The following is a 19,371-nucleotide window of genomic DNA, read 5'->3' as shown; positions in this document are numbered from 1 at the left end:
GTGCCATGCCCGGCACACACGGTTTCATGGCTGGCGTTTTCAGAATGAATACGCTGGCAGAGCAAATGTTGACCCGGCGGGTCCTTGAACAGTTCCAGGTCACCATCACCCAGAGTGACCAGACCAGTTATCTGCTGAACACCTCGTCCGACCTTGATAACTCGCTGAACCACACCGTACCGATCAACCTGCCGTCCCTGGACTGGTCACTGACACTCACACCTTCGAGACAATGGGTCGAAGGCCAGCGCAGCAGCTGGCCTACCATGACCTTTACCAGCCTGCTGCTGATGGGCCTGCTCACCAGCCTTACTACCCTGCTGGTGCAACTCATCCTGAAACGCAACCAGGCTCTGCTCAAAACCCGTAAAGAGCTGGAACAGGAAATCGATCAGCGAGTAGCCATGCAGGTGGACCTGGAACGGCTGGAGTCGACCGACACCCTCACGGGTCTGGCCAATCGCCGCTTCTTCATGGAAGACCTTGCGCATACCATCAACATTGCCGATCGACAGCTGCGCCAGATCGCCCTGGTGATGCTGGATCTTGACCGCTTCCAGATGCTTAACGATTCCCTCGGGCATCAGTTCGGGGATGAGCTTCTGATCAAGGTGTCTGAACGCCTGAACGGGTTGAGCAATGAGCGGGTACTGGTCGCCTACTCCGGTGGTGACGAGTTTATGGTGTGTCAGCAGCAGGTCGATGACATTGACGATGTGATTCACCTGCTGGGCCAGATCAAGCAGTGTTTCGCCGCGCCGTTCGAGGTGCAGGGCGAGGCTCACAGTATTACCGCGACAATGGGTGTGGCGGTTTACCCCCAGAGTGGTCTGGACGCGGATACGCTGTTACGCAATGCCGATATTGCCCTGTACCGGGCCAAGGAGCAGGGCCGTAATACGTACCAGTTCTATACCGAGGGCATGCAGGACCGCGAAGTGCTGCGTCTTGAGCTGGACCGTGACCTGAGCCAGGCGCTGGCCAACGATGAATTTGTGCTTTATTTCCAGCCCCAGCTCAATCTCGACACCGGCCAGATCAACAGTGTCGAGGCGCTGATTCGCTGGCAACACCCGGTTCGCGGGCTCCTGCCTCCGGTGGAGTTTATTCCGCTGGCTGAGGAAAGCGGCCGGATTACCGAGATCGGCCGCTGGGTGGTACTGGCCGCCTGCCGTCAACTGGCGCGCTGGAAAGGTACGCCCTGTGAGCACCTGAGAGTCGCGGTGAATCTGTCTGGCCGCGAACTGGATGACGATTCCCTGATTGACCATATCCGTTCAACCCTGGCATCGGAGGCGGTGGATCCGTCCCGGCTGGAGGTGGAACTGACTGAGGAAATCTTTATCCAGAACATCGAGCACAACCTCAATCAGTTATCCCAGCTGCACCAGTTGGGTGTGCATCTGGCGATTGATGACTTCGGGGTTGGTTACTCGTCGCTGGGCTATCTGAGAGATTTCCCGGTCGACCTGCTGAAGATTGACCGGTCGTTCATTACCGATGTCACCGAGCGTCACGATGATGCGGTGATTACCCGGGCGGTGATCAATCTGGCCCACAACCTGGGCATTCAGGTGGTGGCTGAAGGCGTCGAGACGGAGGAACAGCTGAATTTCCTGAAGGCGCACCGATGCAATCTGGCTCAGGGTTATCTGATCAGCCGGCCGATTCCGGCGGCCGATCTTGAGCGCGCACTGGCCGAGGGTATTCTGATTCCGGGCCTGCCCGTCGGTTCCGGTTTGTAATTGCCGAGCCAGAACTCCACACTTCACCTTCAACGGTTTGTCACGAGAGCGTTATGTCGGCCAGATATCTGACTTCGGAGCAGGATGCACAGCTTCGCCGCTGGGAGCGGTGGAACCGGAATTATTTTGTGTTTGCGTTTGTGGCGCTGATTGTGGTGCTGGTGTTCAGCAGTCAGTTGGGGCTGTCGTCCGGCGATGACTGGGGGTCGCTGGGGGTGTTGCTGGCGTTGCTGGTGGCGCCGATTGTGGTTCTGCAGTTGCGGCTGAGGTGCCCTGCCTGTGGCGTGAAAATTGGCTGGCAGGCGAAGCTGATGGCGCCGGATCAGTGCAAGTCCTGTGGTGTGTTTCTGCGTTCGAAAAACGCTTCTTCCTGAATTTCTCTCCGAAAACCTTTGACCTGTGAGTTGGTCACAGGTTTTAGTCTTGCTCTGTGGATTTGGGAGAATGCCGTGTCGGTGTGGGTGGCGCTTCCGAAAACCGCTGCAAGTACTTCCATGTACGCTTGTCTCCGCCATCCATGGCTACGAACATTTTCGGAAGCGCCACCCACACCAACACTCCGAAACATCTGAACAAGTCTCCCATCCACCCACATGCTCGTTGGGGGATTCGGCACCATGAAAGTCAAAGAAATCGCCACCGCCGCCGGGGTTAACCCGGATACCGTCCGGTTTTACACCCGGGAGGGTTTGTTGCGCCCTACTCGCAATCCGGACAACAACTATCAGCAGTACGATGCCGAGGATCTGCGACGGTTGCGGTTTGCCCGCAAGGCACGGCAGCTGGGGTTTTCTCTGCCGGAGATACGGCAGATTCTGGAGCAGGCGGATGATCATCATTCGCCCTGCCCGATGGTGCGGGATGTGTTCCAGCAGCGGCTGGCGGAGGTTGAACGGGAGATTTCGGAGTTGCAGAAGTTGCGGGCGCGGATGGTGTCGGCGTTGTCTGCCTGGCAGGACATGCCCGATGGTACGCCGGATGGACATACGATTTGTCGGTTAATCGAACATTGGGATGATCCTTCGTCATCATCCTGCTGTGAGGAGTCTTGAGTAATGAGTGAAGCATCGGTTCTGAAAACAGCGCTGAGTATTTCCGGCGCCTCTTGTCAGGGTTGTGCGAAGAAGATTCGTCATGCTCTGGAACCGCTGACCGGGAGCACCGAGCGGGTGGAGGTGAATCTCGAAGACCAGACCGTGGCCCTGCCTGAGAATGTGGATAGCGCCGAGGCGGCACGGATAGTAACGGAGGCTGGCTACCCGGCGGAGCCGTTGGTTCATAACGAACCCATCGGCAGTTGTTGCGCATCCAAAAAGGATAATTCTGCCGCTGATAAGGCGCCGGACTTGGATACACCAGCTCCCTCGGCCGACGTCGAGCCATCGGATGCCGGCGACGGGCAGATCGCGCTGGCGGTCAGCGGGGCCACCTGTGCATCCTGTGTGAATACCATTGAGAAGGCGCTGATGTCGGTCCCCGGTGTCACTCACGCTCATATGAATCTGGCGGACAGCACCGCGACCGCCAGCGGTGATGCCGATCCGCAGGCGCTGGTGCAGGCGGTGGAGAGTGCGGGTTATGGTGCCCGGGTGATTGAAGACGCGGATGCCGCCGACGACCGCAAGCAGGAAGAGGACAAGAAGCAGTACAAGGTACTGCTGGTGAAAATGGCCATCAGTCTGGGGCTAGGCCTTGGGTTGATGATCTGGGGCATGGGCTTCGGGTCGATGATGGTGACCGAGGCCAATCAGCTTACCTGGATCAATCTGGGCATTCTCACTCTTGGGGTGATGATTGCCTCCGGCGGGCATTTCTACACCGGGGCCTGGAAGGCGTTCAAACATCATAACGCCAATATGGACACGCTGATTGCTCTGGGTACCGGCACCGCCTGGCTGTATTCGATCGTGGTGGCCAGTGCGCCGGAGGCGCTGCCGGAGATGGCGCGCCATGTGTATTTCGAGGCTTCGGCGATGATCATTGGCCTGATCAATCTGGGCCAGGCCCTGGAGTTGCGGGCCAAGGGCAAGACCTCGGAAGCGGTGCGCCGGCTGCTGGATTTACGGGCGAAAACGGCCCGGGTGATCCGCGACGGCCAGGAACAGGATATTCCCGTTGACGAGGTTCAGATAGGCGACCGCATCCGGGTGCGCCCGGGCGAGAAGCTGCCAGTGGACGGGGTGATTGCCGAAGGCTCCACCCGCATTGATGAAAGCATGCTGACCGGTGAGCCCATGCCGGTGGGCAAGGGCGAAGGCGATGAGGTCTCGGCCGGTACTCTGAACACCCACGGCTCGATTATTTATGAAGCTACCCGGGTGGGCAGCGAGACCGCGCTGGCCCAGATCATCAAGCTGGTGAAAAAGGCCCAGGGCTCGAAACCCGCCATTGGCCGGCTCGCAGACAAGATCTCTTCGGTGTTCGTGCCCACGGTGATGCTGATTGCCGTGGTGTCGGCGCTGGTGTGGTACAACGTCGGGCCGGAGCCGGCGGTGGTGCACATGATGGTGGCCGCCACCACGGTACTGATCATTGCCTGCCCCTGCGCGTTGGGGCTGGCCACGCCCATGTCGGTGATGGTGGGTGTCGGCAAGGCAGCAGAGTACGGTGCGCTGATTCGCCAGGGCGATGCCTTGCAGACTGCCGGAAAAATCGATCTGGTGATTCTGGATAAAACCGGCACCATTACCGAGGGCCATCCCGCGGTAACCCGGGTGCACGCGACAAACGGCGATGAGACACGCCTGCTGGCATTAGCCGCCGGGCTGGAGCAGCATTCCGAGCATCCGCTGGCAGAAGCCATTCTGGACCGGGCCCGCGAGAACGATATTGAGCCAGAACCGGTCTCCGGCTTTGAAGCGCTCAATGGCAAAGGTGTGCAAGGCAAGCTTGATAGCGAACCGGTACGCCTGGGCAATCGGCGCTGGCTGGAAGCCGAAGGGCTGTCTGTCGAGGCACTGGATGATGCCGCCAAAACCATTACCCAGGAAGCCGGCACGCCGCTGTTCCTGGCGGTGGGCCAGCAAGTTCTGGGTGTCATCGGCGTGGCAGATGCGATCAAACCGGATTCCGAGGCTGCCATCCGGCGCCTGCACGACGCTGGCATTAAGGTGATGATGGTCACCGGCGATGTCGATGCCACCGCCAAGGCCATTGCGGCCAAAGCCGGCATCGATGACTACCGGGCCGAGGTGTTGCCGGAGGACAAAGCCGAAGTGGTCAGCGAAATGCGGGGTAAAGGCTACACCGTGGCCATGGTGGGTGATGGCATCAACGATGCCCCGGCGCTGGCGGCCGCGGACGTGGGCTTTGCCATCGGTACCGGCACCGACGTGGCCATTGAAAGTGCGTCCATCACCCTGATGCGCGGTTCCCTGCACGGGGTGCCAGACGCCATCGAGATCTCCCGGGCAACGGTGAAGAACATTCACCAGAATCTGTTCGGGGCCTTTATCTATAACTCCCTGGGTATTCCGGTGGCCGCCGGCCTGCTCTACCCTGTGTGGGGCATCCTGATGAGTCCGATCCTGGCCGGCGCCGCCATGTCGCTGTCTTCAGTGACGGTGGTTTCCAACGCCAACCGGCTGCGGCTGTTCAAGACCAGCCAACCCCAGGTATCAGCAGAGGAGCGGAACTGATGACAACATTTCTGGTCAATGCCGGTGGTCTCGCCCTGATGGCTGCCATTGTCTGGTGGTTCTGGCTCTCCGGCTCTAACTCGGACAACTCCGATCAACATCACTGAGGTAATCACCATGAGAAGACACACCCTTGCCCTCGGCCTGATGGCTGCCCTGGGATTCAGCACCACCGCCCTTGCCGGCGGTGCGGCCCAAAGCATTCATGTGTACAAATCCCCCACGTGCGGCTGCTGCGGCGACTGGATCGACCATCTGGAAGAAAATGGTTTTGATGTCACCGCCACCAACAGCGACGACATGGGCAGGATCAAAGCCGAAGCCGGGCTGATTCCGGGTCTGGGCAGTTGCCATACCGCCTTTGTCGACGGTTATGTGATTGAAGGCCATGTGCCGGCAGACGACATCAAGCGCCTGCTGGCGGAAGCCCCCAAGGCCACCGGCCTGAGCGTACCGGGTATGCCGGCGGGCTCTCCGGGTATGGAGATGGGCGACCGGAAAGATCACTACAAGGTTATTCTGTTCAACGACCAGGGCCAGACGCGGGTGTTCAACCAACACAACTGATGGTTGTGCCTGCGAGGCTGGGCTGGGGCGCAGATTGCAAGTCTGCGCCCAAAGTCTGCCTATTTTTTCTACACGATAGCCCCGCTCTGTTCTATGATGGAGTATAGATTCAGAACACGATTGGCAAGGACACATTTTGAGCCTCAAAACCCGCATTCTCGGGCTGGCCGCGCTGTTGATCATAGCGGCAGGAACCGCTTCCTGGCTGGCCTATCGGGCATTATCGGAAGATATTATTGAACGCTGGGGCCAGCAGGTCGCCGAGATCCAGGTACGCTATGACAGCGCCCGACTGTTGCAGTCCCTGGAGCGGGAAATCGGGCTGGCCCGGCAAATGGCCCGCTCCTCCACACTGATTCAGTGGGCCCAGTCACCGGAAGACCCCGCGCTGGAAAACCAGGCCATCCGCCAGATGGAGAGTTTCCGCAGCAACTTCCGGGATAACAGCTATTTTGTGGCCCTCCGCTCCAATGGTCATTACTACTACAACAACGCCTCCAACGATTACGCCGGCGACCAGTTCCGCTATGTGCTGAGCCCGGACAAACCCGACGATGCCTGGTTCTTCCAGCTCATTGACGAAGGCCGCGACTTTCACCTGAACGTCAATCCCGATACCGAACTTGGCGTTACCAAGCTGTGGATAGACGTGCTCATGCGCGATGCCGACAACAACATCGTCGGCATGGTGGGTACCGGCCTGAATCTGGACGACTTTCTGCAGGACATTGTCGACATCGGCCAGGACGGCATTACCACCCTGTTCGTGGACTATAACGGCGCCATCCAGCTGTACCGCGATCGCAACTACATCGACTTTGCCACCATCATCAAACCCGAAGGCCAGAAAAACACCGTGGATCTGCTGTTCGACGATCCCCAGGACAAACAGCAGATTCTGGGCATGCTGCAGATGCTCAAACAGCGTAATGGCGAAGATGGCGCGGTGGAAAGCGGGTTTGTGTCGGTGGATGGCCGCAAGCATCTGGCCGGCGTGGCCTTTCTGCCCGCCATTGGCTGGTTTGAGATTACCCTGCTGGACCTGAACACACTGATCCCCCGGAGCTATCTCTGGCCTCTGGTAGCGGTGTTTCTGGTCAGCCTGCTGGTCACCCTGGTGCTGTTCCACCAGATCATACAGTCCCGCATTCTGCGCCCGGTCATCAGCCTCGAGGAAGCCGTGCACCGGTTACGGGACGGTCGCTTTGATCTTCCCTACCTGCCCAAACCGGACAACGAGATCGGCCGCCTGGTGGATCATTTCGAAAAAATGTCCCACTCCCTGCAAGATACCACCCGTGAGCTGGAACAGAAGGTGGCCCACCGCACCGAAGAACTGCAGCGTCTGGCCCGGGTCGATGCCCTGACCGGCCTGAAGAACCGGCGGGGCCTGGACGAGGTGATGAATGAGGAAATCCAGCGCGCGGAAAGGGAGCAGAAGGGCTTCGGGCTTCTGTGGCTGGACATAGACCACTTCAAAGCCATCAACGACAGCCAGGGCCATCAGGCCGGCGACGAGATTCTGTGCCGGGTTGCGCTCTGGCTGAAAGCGGCGGTTCGGCCCTACGACCACCCCGGTCGCTGGGGCGGCGACGAGTTTGTAGTCCTGCTCTCACCCTGCGATGCCGCCACGCTGGAGCAGATCGCCTGTCGTATTCGCGCCAGCGTCGAGCAGGAAAGCCAGCGCACCGGAACACCGGTAACCATCAGTGTTGGCGGCTATTTTTGCCAGCCCGGTGAAGATCTCGATGTCCTGCTGCGCAACGCCGACCAGGCTCTGTACGAGGCCAAGCGAAACGGCCGGAATCGGGTCTGCATCCGCACGGGTACCGGCGAGGCCATTCATCCGGCCTGACAGATCTGACTCGCACTGGCAGAACCGTTATACTCCGCTGCAACACACTTTTTTATTCAGGTTATCTCTTCATGCTCAACGCCGACGCTCTCAATCAGTTGCGCCAGCTGAAAACCGACATCAAACAGAACAAGGTGGTCTTCCCCGGTACCGTCAAGTCCACCAACGGTCGTTTCGGCTTTGTGGCCCTGGATGAAGGGCGGGATGTGTTTCTGCCTCCCGAGGAAATGCAGAAAGTCCTGCCCGGTGATCGGGTCAATGTCACCGAACACGAAGTGGAAAAAGGCAAAACCCAGGGCGTTGTCGACGAGCTGCTGGAATCGCACCTGACCACCTTCGTGGGCCGCTATCTGATCAAGGGCAAAGGCCACTTTGTGGCACCGGAAACCCCGGGCATCAACCGCTGGATTTTTATTCCGCCGAAAGAACGCAAGGGCGCCCAGCCCGATGATTTCATCTACTGCCAGATTCACCGCCATCCGATCAAGGACGGCAAGGGCCAGGCGAAGGTGCTGCGGGTGATCGGCAAGGCCGGTGAGCCGGGCATTGAACGGGCCTTCACCCTGGCCAACTTTGATTTGGCCGATGCCTGGCCGGAAGAAGTGCAGAAGCAGGCCGACACCCTTACTGAGGAATCCGTTACCTCACACCGCGAGGGCCGGGAAGACCGTACCGAACAGCCCTACGTGACCATCGACAGTCCGGGCACCCAGGATATGGACGATGCCCTGATGGCAACCCCGAATGCCACTGGCTGGACCCTGTCCATCGCCATCGCCGACCCGACCGCGATGATCGAGCCGGGCAGCCCGGCCGAAGAAGAAGCCTTTAACCGCGCCACCGCCATCTATTTCCCGGGTGAGCCACTGCCGATGTTACCGGACGCCATCAGCACCCGCCTGTGCTCGCTGATGCCAGAGGTACCCCGGTTGGCCCTGGTATGCGACCTGCAGGTGAACAACGATGGCAGCCTGGGCGACTACAGCTTTCGCCAGGCCGTCATCCGCTCCCAGGGCAAGCTGAGCTATGAGCTGGTGTCACACCTGATTGAAGGTCGGGAAGACGATGACATCAAGGCCTTGCCCGAAGCAGTCGCCAACAGCCTGGACCAGCTGCATCAGGCCGCCACTGCCCTGCGCAAATGGCGCTCGGAGCACGCGTTACTGAGCAATGATCGCCCCGAATTCCGGTTGCGTCTGGACGAGAACAAGCGAATCCGGGTGATAGAACCGGCGGTGCAGAACGAAGCCCACCGTCTGGTGGAAGAATGCATGGTCGCGGCCAATCGTTGTGCGGCCGATTTCCTGGAAAAGCAGGGGCAAGGCCTGTTCATTCAGCATCCGGGGCTGCGGGACGACCGCGCCGACAATATCCGTAAACTGCTGGAGGGCTACGCCCCGCATCTGGCCGAACTGGATGCCACCAGTGCCGAAGGCTTCAAGGCGTTGATGAAGCACACCGATGGCCTTCAGGCCGATGTGCCGGTCAAGTCCATTCTCTCGCGCCAACTGGCCCGGGCCGAACTGGGGTTCGAGCCTGCTCCGCATCAGGGTATGGGACTGGCGGCCTACACCACCTTTACCTCACCGCTGCGCAAGTTCTCGGACTTCTACGTGCACCGTCTGATCAAGGCCGCACTCTGGGATCAACCCATCAAGGCACTGAACCCGCAGCAGCTGGAGAGTCTCCAGACCACCCAGTTCCGCGCCCGCATGGCTGCCAACACCTTGGAGGCCTGGCTCAAGAGCGATTACGCCAAAGGCCTGCCAGCAGATCCGATGGAAGGCACCATTACCCGCACCATGCCATCGGGTTTTTTCGTGCGCCTGGATTGCAATGGCCTGGAAGGCTTTGTCAGTTGCAAGGACCTGGAGGGCAAGTTCAGCTTTGATCCGGTTACGCTGCGCCTGGTGCACAACAAGAACGGCCGGATCTTCCAGCTGGACCAGCGGGTAACCGTGAGCTTTTCCGGTGTGGACGAAGAGCGTCGGCAGATCAACTTCAAACTGCTCGAGGCCGAGGACATTAATCCCGGAACCAACGACAAGGGTTGAAAACCAGCCGGGCAGACACACCGTATCTGTTCAGAGGTCTTCTGTTTTCAGGAGGTGTGTTATGCCCATCAGTCCTCAGGAATTTCTGCGAAAGTACGGCTTCGACAAAGAAGAGGAAGAGCCCGACCATAGCCTGCGCCACAATGCCATGGAGCATGCCAGGCATTTGAAACGGCCCCATGCCGGTACTCCCCATGACTGGGAAGAATGGGAAAGGTTCAAGAAGGAACACCCGGATCAGGTCGAAGACGACGACTGACCCGGTACAGCATCAGCTGAGGTTCTGGTCCTGCCGGGCCAGCATTCGTCCCAGCCGCTCGTCTTTGGCACGCCACAGATCGCCCAACCAGTCCTTGACGTTACGGCGGTGCTCGGCGTCCTCAGAGTAATCCCTGCCCTTGAGGTGTTCCGGAATGGCCTGGGTATCAATGGTCATCCGGATCTCCGGCACCCGCCCGCAAATGAAGTCCCAGAACGTTGGAGCGCCATCGGGATAGGCAATCGTGACATCCACCAGGGTATCAATGGAATCCCCCATGGCATCCAGCACAAAGGCCACTCCACCGGCCTTCGGCACCAGCAAATGCTGGTATGGTGACTTCTGCCGGTCGTGCTTGGCCGGGGTAAAACGGGTGCCTTCCACAAAGTTCATCACGCTCACCGGCGTGTAGCGGAATTTCTCACAGGCCTTGCGGGTCGCCTTCAGGTCATCGCCCCGTTTTTCCGGGTGCTTGATCAGATACTCCCGGGTGTAGCGTTTCATAAACGGGAAATCCAGCCCCCACCAGGCCAGGCCGATCACCGGCACCCAGATCAGCTGTTGTTTCAGGAAGAACTTCAGAAACGGCGCCTGGCGATTGAACACCCGCTGCATGGCGAGGATATCCACCCAGCTCTGATGATTGCTGAGCACCAGATACCAGCTCTCGCGCTTGAGCTTGTCGGCGCCTTCCACGTGCCAGCGGGTATTGTGGGTGAGCTTCATCCAGCCTGTATTACAGGCCACCCACGACTCCGAAATCCAGATGATCACGCGGGTGCACAACACCCGGAAACCCTTCTGCGGAATCACCAGCTTGAACACCGCGGGGATATAGAGCAGCAGGCACCAGAACACGGTGTTCAGGCCTAGTAGCAGCGAATTAAGCACGCCAATAACGGGGGCAGGCAGGAAACTGAGCATGGGCATCCTGTTGTGGTTGTTGTTTCCGAAGCCCGCAATCATAGCAACCTGGCAGCCGCTTGGGCAGTGGCCCGAAGTGACCAAAACGCCGACCGGATGTGACAGTCTTGCCATGGCTGGGGGAATGAATCCACTCTATTATCTGACTCCACACGCACCGCAGCTACACCGGACACCCTATGCGCAACCCCCTGAAATCCGCTATCAAGACCTCCTCCGGCCTCGCCCGCCAGAGCGCACTCTACGCTGGCAATGCCTTCGACCGGATTTTCCGGGCGGCCAGCCTGGTACAGGCAGGCCAGACCCCGTTCGAAACCCTGCACAGCAATGGGCTGGTGAGCCTGCGATACTATCCGCCGCTAGAGGAGGATTTCATCGAACTGGATGGCATGGTGATCCCGGTAGAACGCAAGACCCACCGCACGCCGATCGTCATCATTCCTCCTCTGGCCGTGAATATGCTGATCTATGATCTGTTTCCCCAGCGAAGTCTGGTGCGTTTCCTTCGAGCCAGAGGATTTGAGGTCTATCTGATCGACTGGGGTATGCCGGGCCGGGAACACACCCACTACAACATGCATACCTATGTTGCCGAATTCCTGCCTGAGTATCTGAATCGAGTCCGGGAACACAGTGGGGAACAGGAACTGTCACTGCATGGCTGGAGCATGGGCGGCATGTTCACGCTGTTCTACTCTGCCCTCAGCAAGGACCAGCACATCCGCAACGCCATCGTCCTGGGCCTGCCCATCGACAGCCATGCTTCCGGCCTGATTGGCTGGATGTATCAACGAATTGCAGACGTTGCAGAACTAGTGCGCAAGCGAACCGGTTTCCGGCTCCACGACATGAAACCGCACTGGTTCCACACGCCGGGCTGGGCCAACACCATCGGCTTCAAGTTGACCAACCCGGTTGGCAGTGTGATGGGCTACTGGGAGTTGATCGTGCGCCTGGGCGACCGCGAATTCGTCACCAACCATGCCACCACCTCGGCCTTTCTGGACCGGATGGTGGCCTACCCCGGTGGCGTCATTCAGGACACCGTGGTCCGGGTCTGGATTGATAACCAGTTGGCCAAAGGCCAGATCCAGATTGGCGACGACTTCGCGCGACTGGAGAATGTAAACGCCAACTTACTGGCCATCGCCGGCCAGGAGGACACCCTGGCTACACCCGGTGCCGCCAAGCGAGTGATGGACCACGTCAGCTCCACGGAGAAGACCTTCCGGGTGGCCCCCGGCGGGCACATGGGGATACTGGCCGGAAGCAAAGCGCCCCGGGCGTCCTGGCTTGAGCTGGCCGACTGGTTGGCTGCAAGGTCTGACTGATACTACTTTCACAAGCGGCAGGTGGCAGGGAGCGCTTTCCACCGCTGACTTTCCGTCTTCCCTGCTTTAAACTGCCACCCATGAAACCTGTTGATATGTTGAGCCTGGATCTGCGATCCCTGGCAACGTTTGTGGCGGTTCTGGATGAGGGCAGCGTGTCCCGGGCGGCGGTTCGTCTGGGCGTTACCCAATCGGCCGTGAGCCACACCCTCGAGCGCCTGAGACAGGCCTTCGGCGACCCCCTGTTTGTGAAATCAGGGCGCGGCATTGTACCCACCGACTACGCCCTGCGCACCGGCCCCCACATCCGCCAGCTGCTGGACGATCTGCGCACCCTGCCCTCCGGCCCGCCCTTCGAACCGGCGTCGGCGGAATTCACCTTCACCATTGCCGCCAACGACTACCAGCGGGATCTGCTTCTGCCCGGGCTGCTCCGAATCCTGCGGCAGCAGGCCCCGGGCATCCGGCTACAGGTGATTCCCTCCGGCATCCCCAACGCCGACATGCTGCGCAAAGAAGCCTGCGACCTGATCATCAGCCCGCACGCACCAGAAACCACCGACATCATGCAACGGGGCCTGATGGCGGACCGCATGGTGGTGTTCTACGACCCAAACCAACGCAACGCGCCCACAGATCTGGCCGAATACCTGAAAGCCGATCACATCGCCCTGATGTTCGCCACCGGCGAACGGCCCGGCTTTGAAAACACCCTGCACGCCAAGGGCCTGGACCGCCGCAACGTGGTCACCGTCTCCAACTTCTCCGGCCTGCCCGAATTCCTCCGCGGCACCGACATGCTGGCCACCGCCCCGGAACGCATGAGCGCACAACTGATGCGGGACTTCGCTTGGGTTCCACTTCCCTTCGACTACAAGCCCTTTACCCTGCTGATGCTATGGCACCGAAGGCACCAGAATGACCCGGCCCACCGCTGGGTGCGCAACCAGGTGAATTCGGTTGCAGCGACCATGAACGGGCTGAACGATTAATCAATCAATTTTGTTCATGTATTCCATGAGACCAGCAGGCATTATCCCCAACGTTGCTTCCGCCTAGACTTCCCCTCCATACGACGGGTGGTGTGAGTGAGCTATCGCCTCCCAAAAACTTGCGGAGCCAGGGATGGCGGAGCAGAGCGTACATGGAAGTATTTACAGCGTTTTTTGGGAGGCGATAGCTCACTCGCACCTAACCTCAATAAAAGGACAAATAGTGTTAGCACTCACAAGTATCTGGACAACCATACTGCTGGCCGCCGCCGTCGCCCTCGGGCCACTGGCCGTGGACATGTACCTGCCAGCATTGCCCCAGATCGGCGCCGACTTCGATGCCGGCACCGATCAGGTCCAGCTGACCCTGAGCGTCTACCTGGCCGGCTTCGCCATCGCACAACTCATCTGCGGGCCGCTGGCCGACCGCTTTGGCCGCAAACCCATCATGATCGGTGGCTTCCTGCTCTTTACTGTTGCGAGCATCGGCTGCGCCCTGGCCAACAACATCGAAACCCTGCAGCTGTTCCGGTTCCTGCAAGCCCTGGGCGGCTCCGCTGGCCCTGTGTTGGGTCGCGCCATCATCCGCGACATCTATACCCCCCGGGAAGCCGCCAAAATCCTCGCCCTGCTGGCCAGCATCATGGCCCTGGCACCGGCGGTGGCCCCTACACTGGGCGGCCTGATGGTCGGCGGTCTCAGTTGGCACTGGATCTTCATCGCCATGGGCGGCTACGCCCTCGTCATGGCGGCGGTCACCGCTTTTGGCATCCCTGAGCCACTGAAACCGGAGTATCGCCAGCCCCTGCGCCTGTGCCACCTGTTCGCCAACTACCGGCGCATCAGCACCGACGCCAGCTTCATTGGCTACACCCTGACCAACGCCGCCATCTACGGCGGGCTGTTTGCCTTCCTGTCTGGCGCCTCCTTCGTGCTGATTGACGTACTGGGGGTTCAGCCCGAGCACTTCGGCTTCTACTTCGCCGCCATCGTCGTGGGCTACATCGCTGGTAATCTGGGCTCCATCCGACTGGCGCGTTACCTGGGGCCGGATCAGATCCTGTTCTACGGTCTGATCACCGCTCTGGCCGGCGGCGCCATCATGGCGCTCCTGGCCTACCAACAGGTTTACAGCCCGTGGGCGGTGATGATTCCCCAGGCCATCTTCATGGCCGGTACCGGCCTGGTACTGCCCCAGTGCATGGCCGGCGCCCTGGCCAACTTCTCCACCATGGCCGGCTCCGCCTCCGCGCTTTTTGGCTTTATCCAGATGAGCGCCGCCGCCATCGCCGGCGCCATCGTCGGAGCCCTGCACAATGGCACCCCTCTGGTGATGGCCACCGTCATCGCCACCTGCGCCGGCCTGGCCATGATCGGCTACCTGCTGCTGGTACAACGCTACCCGGCGAAAGCCTTTGAAACCGGAAAAGCCAGCGCCTGAAAGGCTCGCACGAGCATGATCCAGCTAAAGTCGGGGATGAAAAGTCATCCAAAGTAAGCTACACAGAGTAAGTTGCAGAACATAAAGCCAAGGAACTCTCAACAAACTCAGGAGCAGCATATGAGTAACGTCACCCTCGACGGCAACCCCATTGAACTGAGCGGAAAATTTCCCCAGCCGGGCGATAACGTACCACCTTTCACCCTGACCAGCAGCGGGCTGGAAGAAGTCAAACTCGACAACTGGGCCGGCAAACGCAAAATCCTCAACATCATCCCCAGCATCGACACCGGTGTATGCGCTGCCAGCACCCGCAAGTTCAACGAAAAGGCCGGCAGCCTCGACAACACCGTAGTACTGGTTATCTCCGCGGACCTGCCCTTCGCCGCTTCCCGTTTCTGTGGCGCCGAAGGCCTGAAAAACGTGGAAACCCTGTCCACCTTCCGCAACTACAGCTTCCAGCAGGACTACGGCGTGGCCATCCAGAACGGCCCCCTAGCCGGCCTCTGCGCCCGCGCGGTGGTGGTGCTGGACGAGAACAACAAGGTAATCCACAGCGAACTGGTCAACGAGATCAAGAACGAGCCGGATTACGATGCGGCTTTGAGTGTGCTCTGATATTCATTGAACCTCCAAACCCCTGTTGATCGATAGAGTACAGGGTATTGCACCGCCGTCCGGGTGACCGGGTGGGGTGGGCTTTCCAAAAATTTGCGGAGCCAGGGATGGCGGAGCAGAAGCGCCACATGGATGTGCCGAAGGAGCGTTTTTTGGAAAGCCCACCCCGCTCGGTCGCTTGCATCTGAGCCGAGTGCATGCACCCGACACAAGAACTGCTAGAATCCCCGCCACACTCAATACCAAGGCCCTCAAGCTAACGTGCAAAACCACCTGCAAAACGCCTCCCTGGGCCGCCAGCTCTACCACATGACCTGGCCCATGCTCTTCGGCGTGCTCTCGCTGATGACCTTCCAGCTCACCGACAGCGCCTTCGTCGGCCAACTAGGCCGCGACCCGCTGGCAGCGCTGGGCTTTACCGTGCCCATGCAACAACTGGTCAGCGGCATGTACGTAGGGCTGGGCATCGCCACCACCGCCATCATCTCCCGCACACTGGGCCAGGGCGACGACATGCGCGCCCAACGCCTGGGCGGCCTGGTGGTCGCCATTGGGGCCGGCCTGGCTTTCCTTCTATGCCTGTCGGTCTGGCTCCTGCAAAACCTGATCCTGGACCTGCTCGGCGCCGAACAGGCCCTGCGGCCAGTCATCAGGGAATACTGGGCACCCTGGCTACTCTCCGCCTGGACCGGCGCCATGGTCTACTTCAGCTACGCTGTGTGCCGCGCCAATGGCGACACCCGCCTGCCGGGCTACATGATGATCATCACCAGCCTGCTCAACATCGCCTTGGACCCGCTGTACATCTTCGTGTTCGGCTGGGGTCTGCCCGGCGCCGCCTGGGCCACCATCACCGCCTTCGGCATTGGCGCGCTGATCGTCTACCCGGCCCTGCTCAAACGCCAGTGGCTAAGATTCGACCTGCTCCAACTGCAACTGGCTCAGGCTGTACGCCAGCTTGGCGGCATCATGGCGCCGGCCATGGTCAGCCAGCTGATGCCACCTATCTCAGCTATGCTGGCCACGGCACTGGTGGCAGGGTTCGGCTCTGCCGCGGTGGCCGCCTGGGGCCTGGGCACCCGCCTGGAGTTCTTCTCCATTGTGGTGGTGCTGGCCCTGACCATGTCCATGCCGCCAATGATCGGCCGCATGCTGGGGGCAGGAGAAGTCGAGAAGATCCGCAAGCTGGTTCGCATTGCGGTGCGCTTTATCGTGATCTGGCAGCTTGCCATCGGGCTGATCTGGCTGGCCGCCTCCGGCTTCGTCTCTGGCCTGTTCAGCCGCGATGCCGGAGTACAGGACATTCTGGTGAGCTATCTGCTGCGAGTGCCACTGAGCTACAGCGGGCTTGGCGTGTGTATTCTGATGGTGTCAGTCAACAACGCGCTGGGCATGCCCATGCGCGCACTGTTGATTTCCACCCTGCGGCTATTCGCCTGCTATCTGCCCCTGCTCTGGGTTGGCGGGCAACTGGCCGGACTGACCGGGCTGATGTCCGGCGCCCTGGTGGGCAATCTGCTGGCCGGCACCATGGCCTATAGCCTGTATCGCCAGGGTATGAGCCGGTTGCGCCAGCAGGGGTAATACTCAGGCAAACCGGGCGCGGAAGCTCTCGGGCATGGGGGTTACTTCCCGGCTCTGGTAGTTAAAGAACACGAAACCGTACTTGGCCAGCGCCACTGGTTGCCCGCTGTCGGCCTTGGTCACCCGGAACACGAAATCACCGCCGTATTTGTTGAAATCCATCAGCCCCACTTCAAAGCGCAGCAGGTCCGGATAGAAGGACTCACCCTGGTACATGGTCGCGAGATCCGTGACGATGATGCCCACACCATCGTGGCCCGCCTCTTCAATGCCGTGCTCCACCAGGAATTGGGCGCGCGCTTCAGACAGCATGGAGATCAGCGCGTCGTTGCCCAGGTGGTTGGCGCCGTTGATGTCGGTAATGCGCACCGGCAGGCGGGTTTCGAAGGTGAAGGCGGTGTCGGGAAAGTCGAGTTTGATTCTGGCCACTTGGGGTCCCCTGGGGTGCGCTTGGTGCGATTGAGTAATGGGGGTGCATCATACTCCGACCTTTGTCGCTTCTCATCCTGTGGGTTGTTCGGGTATCTTGCTGTAAACGTCGTAGCGCCGCGAATGCTGGTTCGGTCGGCCGTAGGGATAAGCTTTCCAAAACACGCTGTGTATACATCCCTGTACGCTCTGCTCCGCCATCCATGGCTCCGCAAGGTTTTGGAAAGCTTATCCCTACGCCCTCATCCTGACCTTGTACGCGCACCATAAAAACAGCAAAAAGACAGAGAGCCTTATGAACATCCGCCCCGCCGCCACCCTGGTTCTGACCCGTGATACCGATAACGGTATTGAAGTCCTGCTTCTGCAACGCACCTGGGATGCGGTGTTTCTGCCGGGTTATTACGTGTTCCCGGGGGGTGCGGTGAATGCGCAGGAGCCTGAGGGGCGGGCTCATGTGGTGGGTGTGGAGGACGCCGACATCAGTCAGACCATGAGTCTGGATGAAGGCGGGGCGGATTACATGCTGGCGGCGGTTCGGGAGTGTTTTGAAGAGGCGGGGATCCTGCTGGCTCAGGATGCGTCCGGTCAGTTGATTGGCGCCGATCACGGGGTTCACAGTGAGCGAATGGCGTTGTTTCAGGAGGAGATTTCGCTGGCGCAGTTGTGTGCGAAGCATGGTTTGACGGTGCCGCTGGACCGGTTGGCGTATCTGAGCCACTGGGTGACGCCACCGGGGCCGCCGCGCCGTTTTGATACCCGGTTTTTTGTAGCGGTGGCGCCGGAAGGCCAGGTGGCGAGCCATGATGGTACCGAAACCATTGATCACGTCTGGATTGCGCCGGCTCAGGCGCTTGAAGAACATCGGGCCGGTGCCCGGTTGCTGGGGTTACCGACGATCCGGACCTTGCGGGTATTGAGTGAGTTCGGCACGACCGGCGAGATGATGCGTTATGCCCACGCCAATCCCCCGGAGGCGTTTCCGGATCAGCCCTGGCCGGCAGTGCGCAAGGGCAAGCCGGTGATGCTGGAACCCAACGCTCCGGCCTATGACGAGGCAGTCAAGCTGGATCCGGAAGGTGAAGGGTCAACCCGTGCGGAGATTGTTCCCGGGGAACCGGTGGAGGTGGCCGCCGGGGTTATCCGGCTGACCGCGCCGAACCCCGGGATGATGACCGGCCCGGGCACCAACACCTATATCCTTGGCCATGAACGTTTTACGGTGCTGGACCCCGGCCCGGCGAACGAGGCGCATATCGAGCGAATTCTGGAGCTTACCGGTGGTGTGGTGGATCAGGTGGTGGTTACCCACACCCATATGGACCACTCCCCGGCCGTGGCCCAACTCAAGGCACGTACCGGTTGCCGGGTATTTGGCTGGCCAGCACCCGAGGGCGCGGGGCAGGATCAAGGCTTCACACCGGATGATCAACCCGGGCATGAAGACCTGATTGTGACCGAAGCGGGCATCCTGAAGGTTTTGCATACCCCGGGCCATGCTTCGAACCACCTGTGTTATCTGTTGCTGGATCAGGAATTACTGTTTTCCGGGGATCACATCATGCAGGGATCAACGGTGGTGATTAACCCACCGGACGGTGATATGAAGGCCTACATTGATTCCATGTACGATCTGCTGGCCGAGCCTGTGCGCTTCATTGCACCGGCCCATGGTTTTCTGATGGGCCAGCCTGCGGCGGTGATGGATTACCTGATCACCCACCGGCTGTCCCGGGAACACAAAGTGTGGCGGACGCTGGAGGCGCTGGCACCGGTCAGTCTGAAAGACCTGACCGCCAGGGCCTATGACGATGTCCCGGCCGCCATTCACGGCCTGGCCGCCCGCTCAGCGCTGGCGCACCTGCTGAAGCTGGAAGCCGAACACAGGGCGTTCGCCGACGACGGGCTCTGGCACGTGGTCGCGCCAGACTGAG

General features: G+C 60.1%; 16 protein-coding genes. 14 read left to right on the top strand and 2 right to left on the bottom strand.

The genetic code is table 11. The annotated features are described in order from the left end of the window. From Q675_RS31490 to Q675_RS31455, 8 genes are all read left to right on the top strand, one after another. A partial coding sequence (locus tag Q675_RS31490; RefSeq protein WP_023011556.1) for a putative bifunctional diguanylate cyclase/phosphodiesterase occupies positions 1–1,745 on the top strand: 1,745 nt, incomplete at its 5' end. Positions 1,746–1,798: 53 nt separating this feature from the next. Beyond that, a complete protein-coding gene (locus Q675_RS31485; protein WP_011787190.1) occupies positions 1,799–2,119 on the top strand; it encodes a hypothetical protein in 321 nt (106 codons plus the stop codon). Positions 2,120–2,362: 243 nt separating this feature from the next. Next, positions 2,363–2,797, top strand: coding sequence for a MerR family transcriptional regulator (locus Q675_RS31480; protein ID WP_023011555.1), 435 nt, complete (start codon positions 2,363–2,365; stop codon positions 2,795–2,797). Between the two features lie 3 nt (positions 2,798–2,800). After that, positions 2,801–5,383: a heavy metal translocating P-type ATPase gene (locus Q675_RS31475; RefSeq protein WP_023011554.1), complete on the top strand. Its 2,583-nt coding sequence runs from the start codon at positions 2,801–2,803 to the stop codon at positions 5,381–5,383. A 117-nt stretch (positions 5,384–5,500) separates the two neighbouring features. Continuing rightward, positions 5,501–5,950, top strand: coding sequence for a DUF411 domain-containing protein (locus tag Q675_RS31470; protein WP_023008709.1), 450 nt, complete (start codon positions 5,501–5,503; stop codon positions 5,948–5,950). Between the two features lie 136 nt (positions 5,951–6,086). Then, positions 6,087–7,805: a GGDEF domain-containing protein gene (locus Q675_RS31465; RefSeq protein ID WP_023011553.1), complete on the top strand. Its 1,719-nt coding sequence runs from the start codon at positions 6,087–6,089 to the stop codon at positions 7,803–7,805. A gap of 71 nt (positions 7,806–7,876) precedes the next feature. After that, complete coding sequence (locus Q675_RS31460) at positions 7,877–9,859, top strand: ribonuclease R family protein (RefSeq protein ID WP_023008711.1); 1,983 nt, start codon at positions 7,877–7,879, stop codon at positions 9,857–9,859. Between the two features lie 61 nt (positions 9,860–9,920). Continuing rightward, positions 9,921–10,118 (top strand): hypothetical protein, encoded by a 198-nt coding sequence (locus Q675_RS31455; RefSeq protein WP_011787196.1) that lies wholly within the window; start codon positions 9,921–9,923, stop codon positions 10,116–10,118. 12 nt (positions 10,119–10,130) lie between these two features. Here the strand turns inward: Q675_RS31455 and Q675_RS31450 are convergent, their stop codons facing one another. Continuing rightward, positions 10,131–11,042: an acyltransferase gene (locus Q675_RS31450; protein WP_031211508.1), complete on the bottom strand. Its 912-nt coding sequence runs from the start codon at positions 11,040–11,042 to the stop codon at positions 10,131–10,133. Between the two features lie 179 nt (positions 11,043–11,221). On the opposite strand from Q675_RS31450, the gene Q675_RS31445 reads away from it, so the two are divergent. From Q675_RS31445 to Q675_RS31425, 5 genes are all read left to right on the top strand, one after another. After that, a complete protein-coding gene (locus tag Q675_RS31445; RefSeq protein WP_023011551.1) occupies positions 11,222–12,373 on the top strand; it encodes an alpha/beta fold hydrolase in 1,152 nt (383 codons plus the stop codon). Positions 12,374–12,453: 80 nt separating this feature from the next. Continuing rightward, on the top strand, positions 12,454–13,365 hold the full coding sequence (locus tag Q675_RS31440) for a LysR family transcriptional regulator (protein WP_031210070.1): 912 nt from the start codon (positions 12,454–12,456) through the stop codon (positions 13,363–13,365). A 223-nt stretch (positions 13,366–13,588) separates the two neighbouring features. After that, positions 13,589–14,806 (top strand): multidrug effflux MFS transporter, encoded by a 1,218-nt coding sequence (locus Q675_RS31435; RefSeq protein WP_023011550.1) that lies wholly within the window; start codon positions 13,589–13,591, stop codon positions 14,804–14,806. Between the two features lie 120 nt (positions 14,807–14,926). Beyond that, complete coding sequence (gene tpx, locus Q675_RS31430; protein WP_011787201.1) at positions 14,927–15,424, top strand: thiol peroxidase; 498 nt, start codon at positions 14,927–14,929, stop codon at positions 15,422–15,424. Between the two features lie 261 nt (positions 15,425–15,685). Continuing rightward, positions 15,686–17,008 carry an MATE family efflux transporter gene (locus tag Q675_RS31425; RefSeq protein ID WP_023011549.1) on the top strand — a complete coding sequence of 441 codons (1,323 nt, stop codon included), beginning with the start codon at positions 15,686–15,688 and terminating at the stop codon, positions 17,006–17,008. A 3-nt stretch (positions 17,009–17,011) separates the two neighbouring features. Here the strand turns inward: Q675_RS31425 and Q675_RS31420 are convergent, their stop codons facing one another. Beyond that, positions 17,012–17,437 carry a thioesterase family protein gene (locus Q675_RS31420; RefSeq protein WP_014423046.1) on the bottom strand — a complete coding sequence of 142 codons (426 nt, stop codon included), beginning with the start codon at positions 17,435–17,437 and terminating at the stop codon, positions 17,012–17,014. A gap of 295 nt (positions 17,438–17,732) precedes the next feature. Between Q675_RS31420 and Q675_RS31415 the strand changes: the two genes are divergently transcribed. Further along, on the top strand, positions 17,733–19,370 hold the full coding sequence (locus Q675_RS31415; RefSeq protein WP_023011548.1) for an MBL fold metallo-hydrolase: 1,638 nt from the start codon (positions 17,733–17,735) through the stop codon (positions 19,368–19,370). The last annotated feature ends 1 nt before the right edge of the window (position 19,371 follow it).

Origin of the sequence: Marinobacter sp. EN3 (assembly GCF_000475315.1) — a bacterium.
Taxonomy (GTDB): domain Bacteria; phylum Pseudomonadota; class Gammaproteobacteria; order Pseudomonadales; family Oleiphilaceae; genus Marinobacter; species Marinobacter nauticus.
This window is presented reverse-complemented; position numbering and strand designations above follow the sequence as displayed.

Excerpts from the sequence above, each read along its gene's own strand:
- Q675_RS31485 (WP_011787190.1), top strand. The coding sequence starts at position 1,799 with ATGTCGGCCAGATATCTGACTTCGGAGCAGGATGCACAGCTTCGCCGC.
- Q675_RS31480 (WP_023011555.1), top strand. The coding sequence starts at position 2,363 with ATGAAAGTCAAAGAAATCGCCACCGCCGCCGGGGTTAACCCGGATACC.
- Q675_RS31475 (WP_023011554.1), top strand. The coding sequence starts at position 2,801 with ATGAGTGAAGCATCGGTTCTGAAAACAGCGCTGAGTATTTCCGGCGCC.
- Q675_RS31470 (WP_023008709.1), top strand. The coding sequence starts at position 5,501 with ATGAGAAGACACACCCTTGCCCTCGGCCTGATGGCTGCCCTGGGATTC.
- Q675_RS31460 (WP_023008711.1), top strand. The coding sequence starts at position 7,877 with ATGCTCAACGCCGACGCTCTCAATCAGTTGCGCCAGCTGAAAACCGAC.
- Q675_RS31455 (WP_011787196.1), top strand. The coding sequence starts at position 9,921 with ATGCCCATCAGTCCTCAGGAATTTCTGCGAAAGTACGGCTTCGACAAA.
- Q675_RS31450 (WP_031211508.1), bottom strand. The coding sequence starts at position 11,042 with ATGCTCAGTTTCCTGCCTGCCCCCGTTATTGGCGTGCTTAATTCGCTG.
- Q675_RS31445 (WP_023011551.1), top strand. The coding sequence starts at position 11,222 with ATGCGCAACCCCCTGAAATCCGCTATCAAGACCTCCTCCGGCCTCGCC.
- Q675_RS31440 (WP_031210070.1), top strand. The coding sequence starts at position 12,454 with ATGAAACCTGTTGATATGTTGAGCCTGGATCTGCGATCCCTGGCAACG.
- tpx (WP_011787201.1), top strand. The coding sequence starts at position 14,927 with ATGAGTAACGTCACCCTCGACGGCAACCCCATTGAACTGAGCGGAAAA.
- Q675_RS31415 (WP_023011548.1), top strand. The coding sequence starts at position 17,733 with ATGAACATCCGCCCCGCCGCCACCCTGGTTCTGACCCGTGATACCGAT.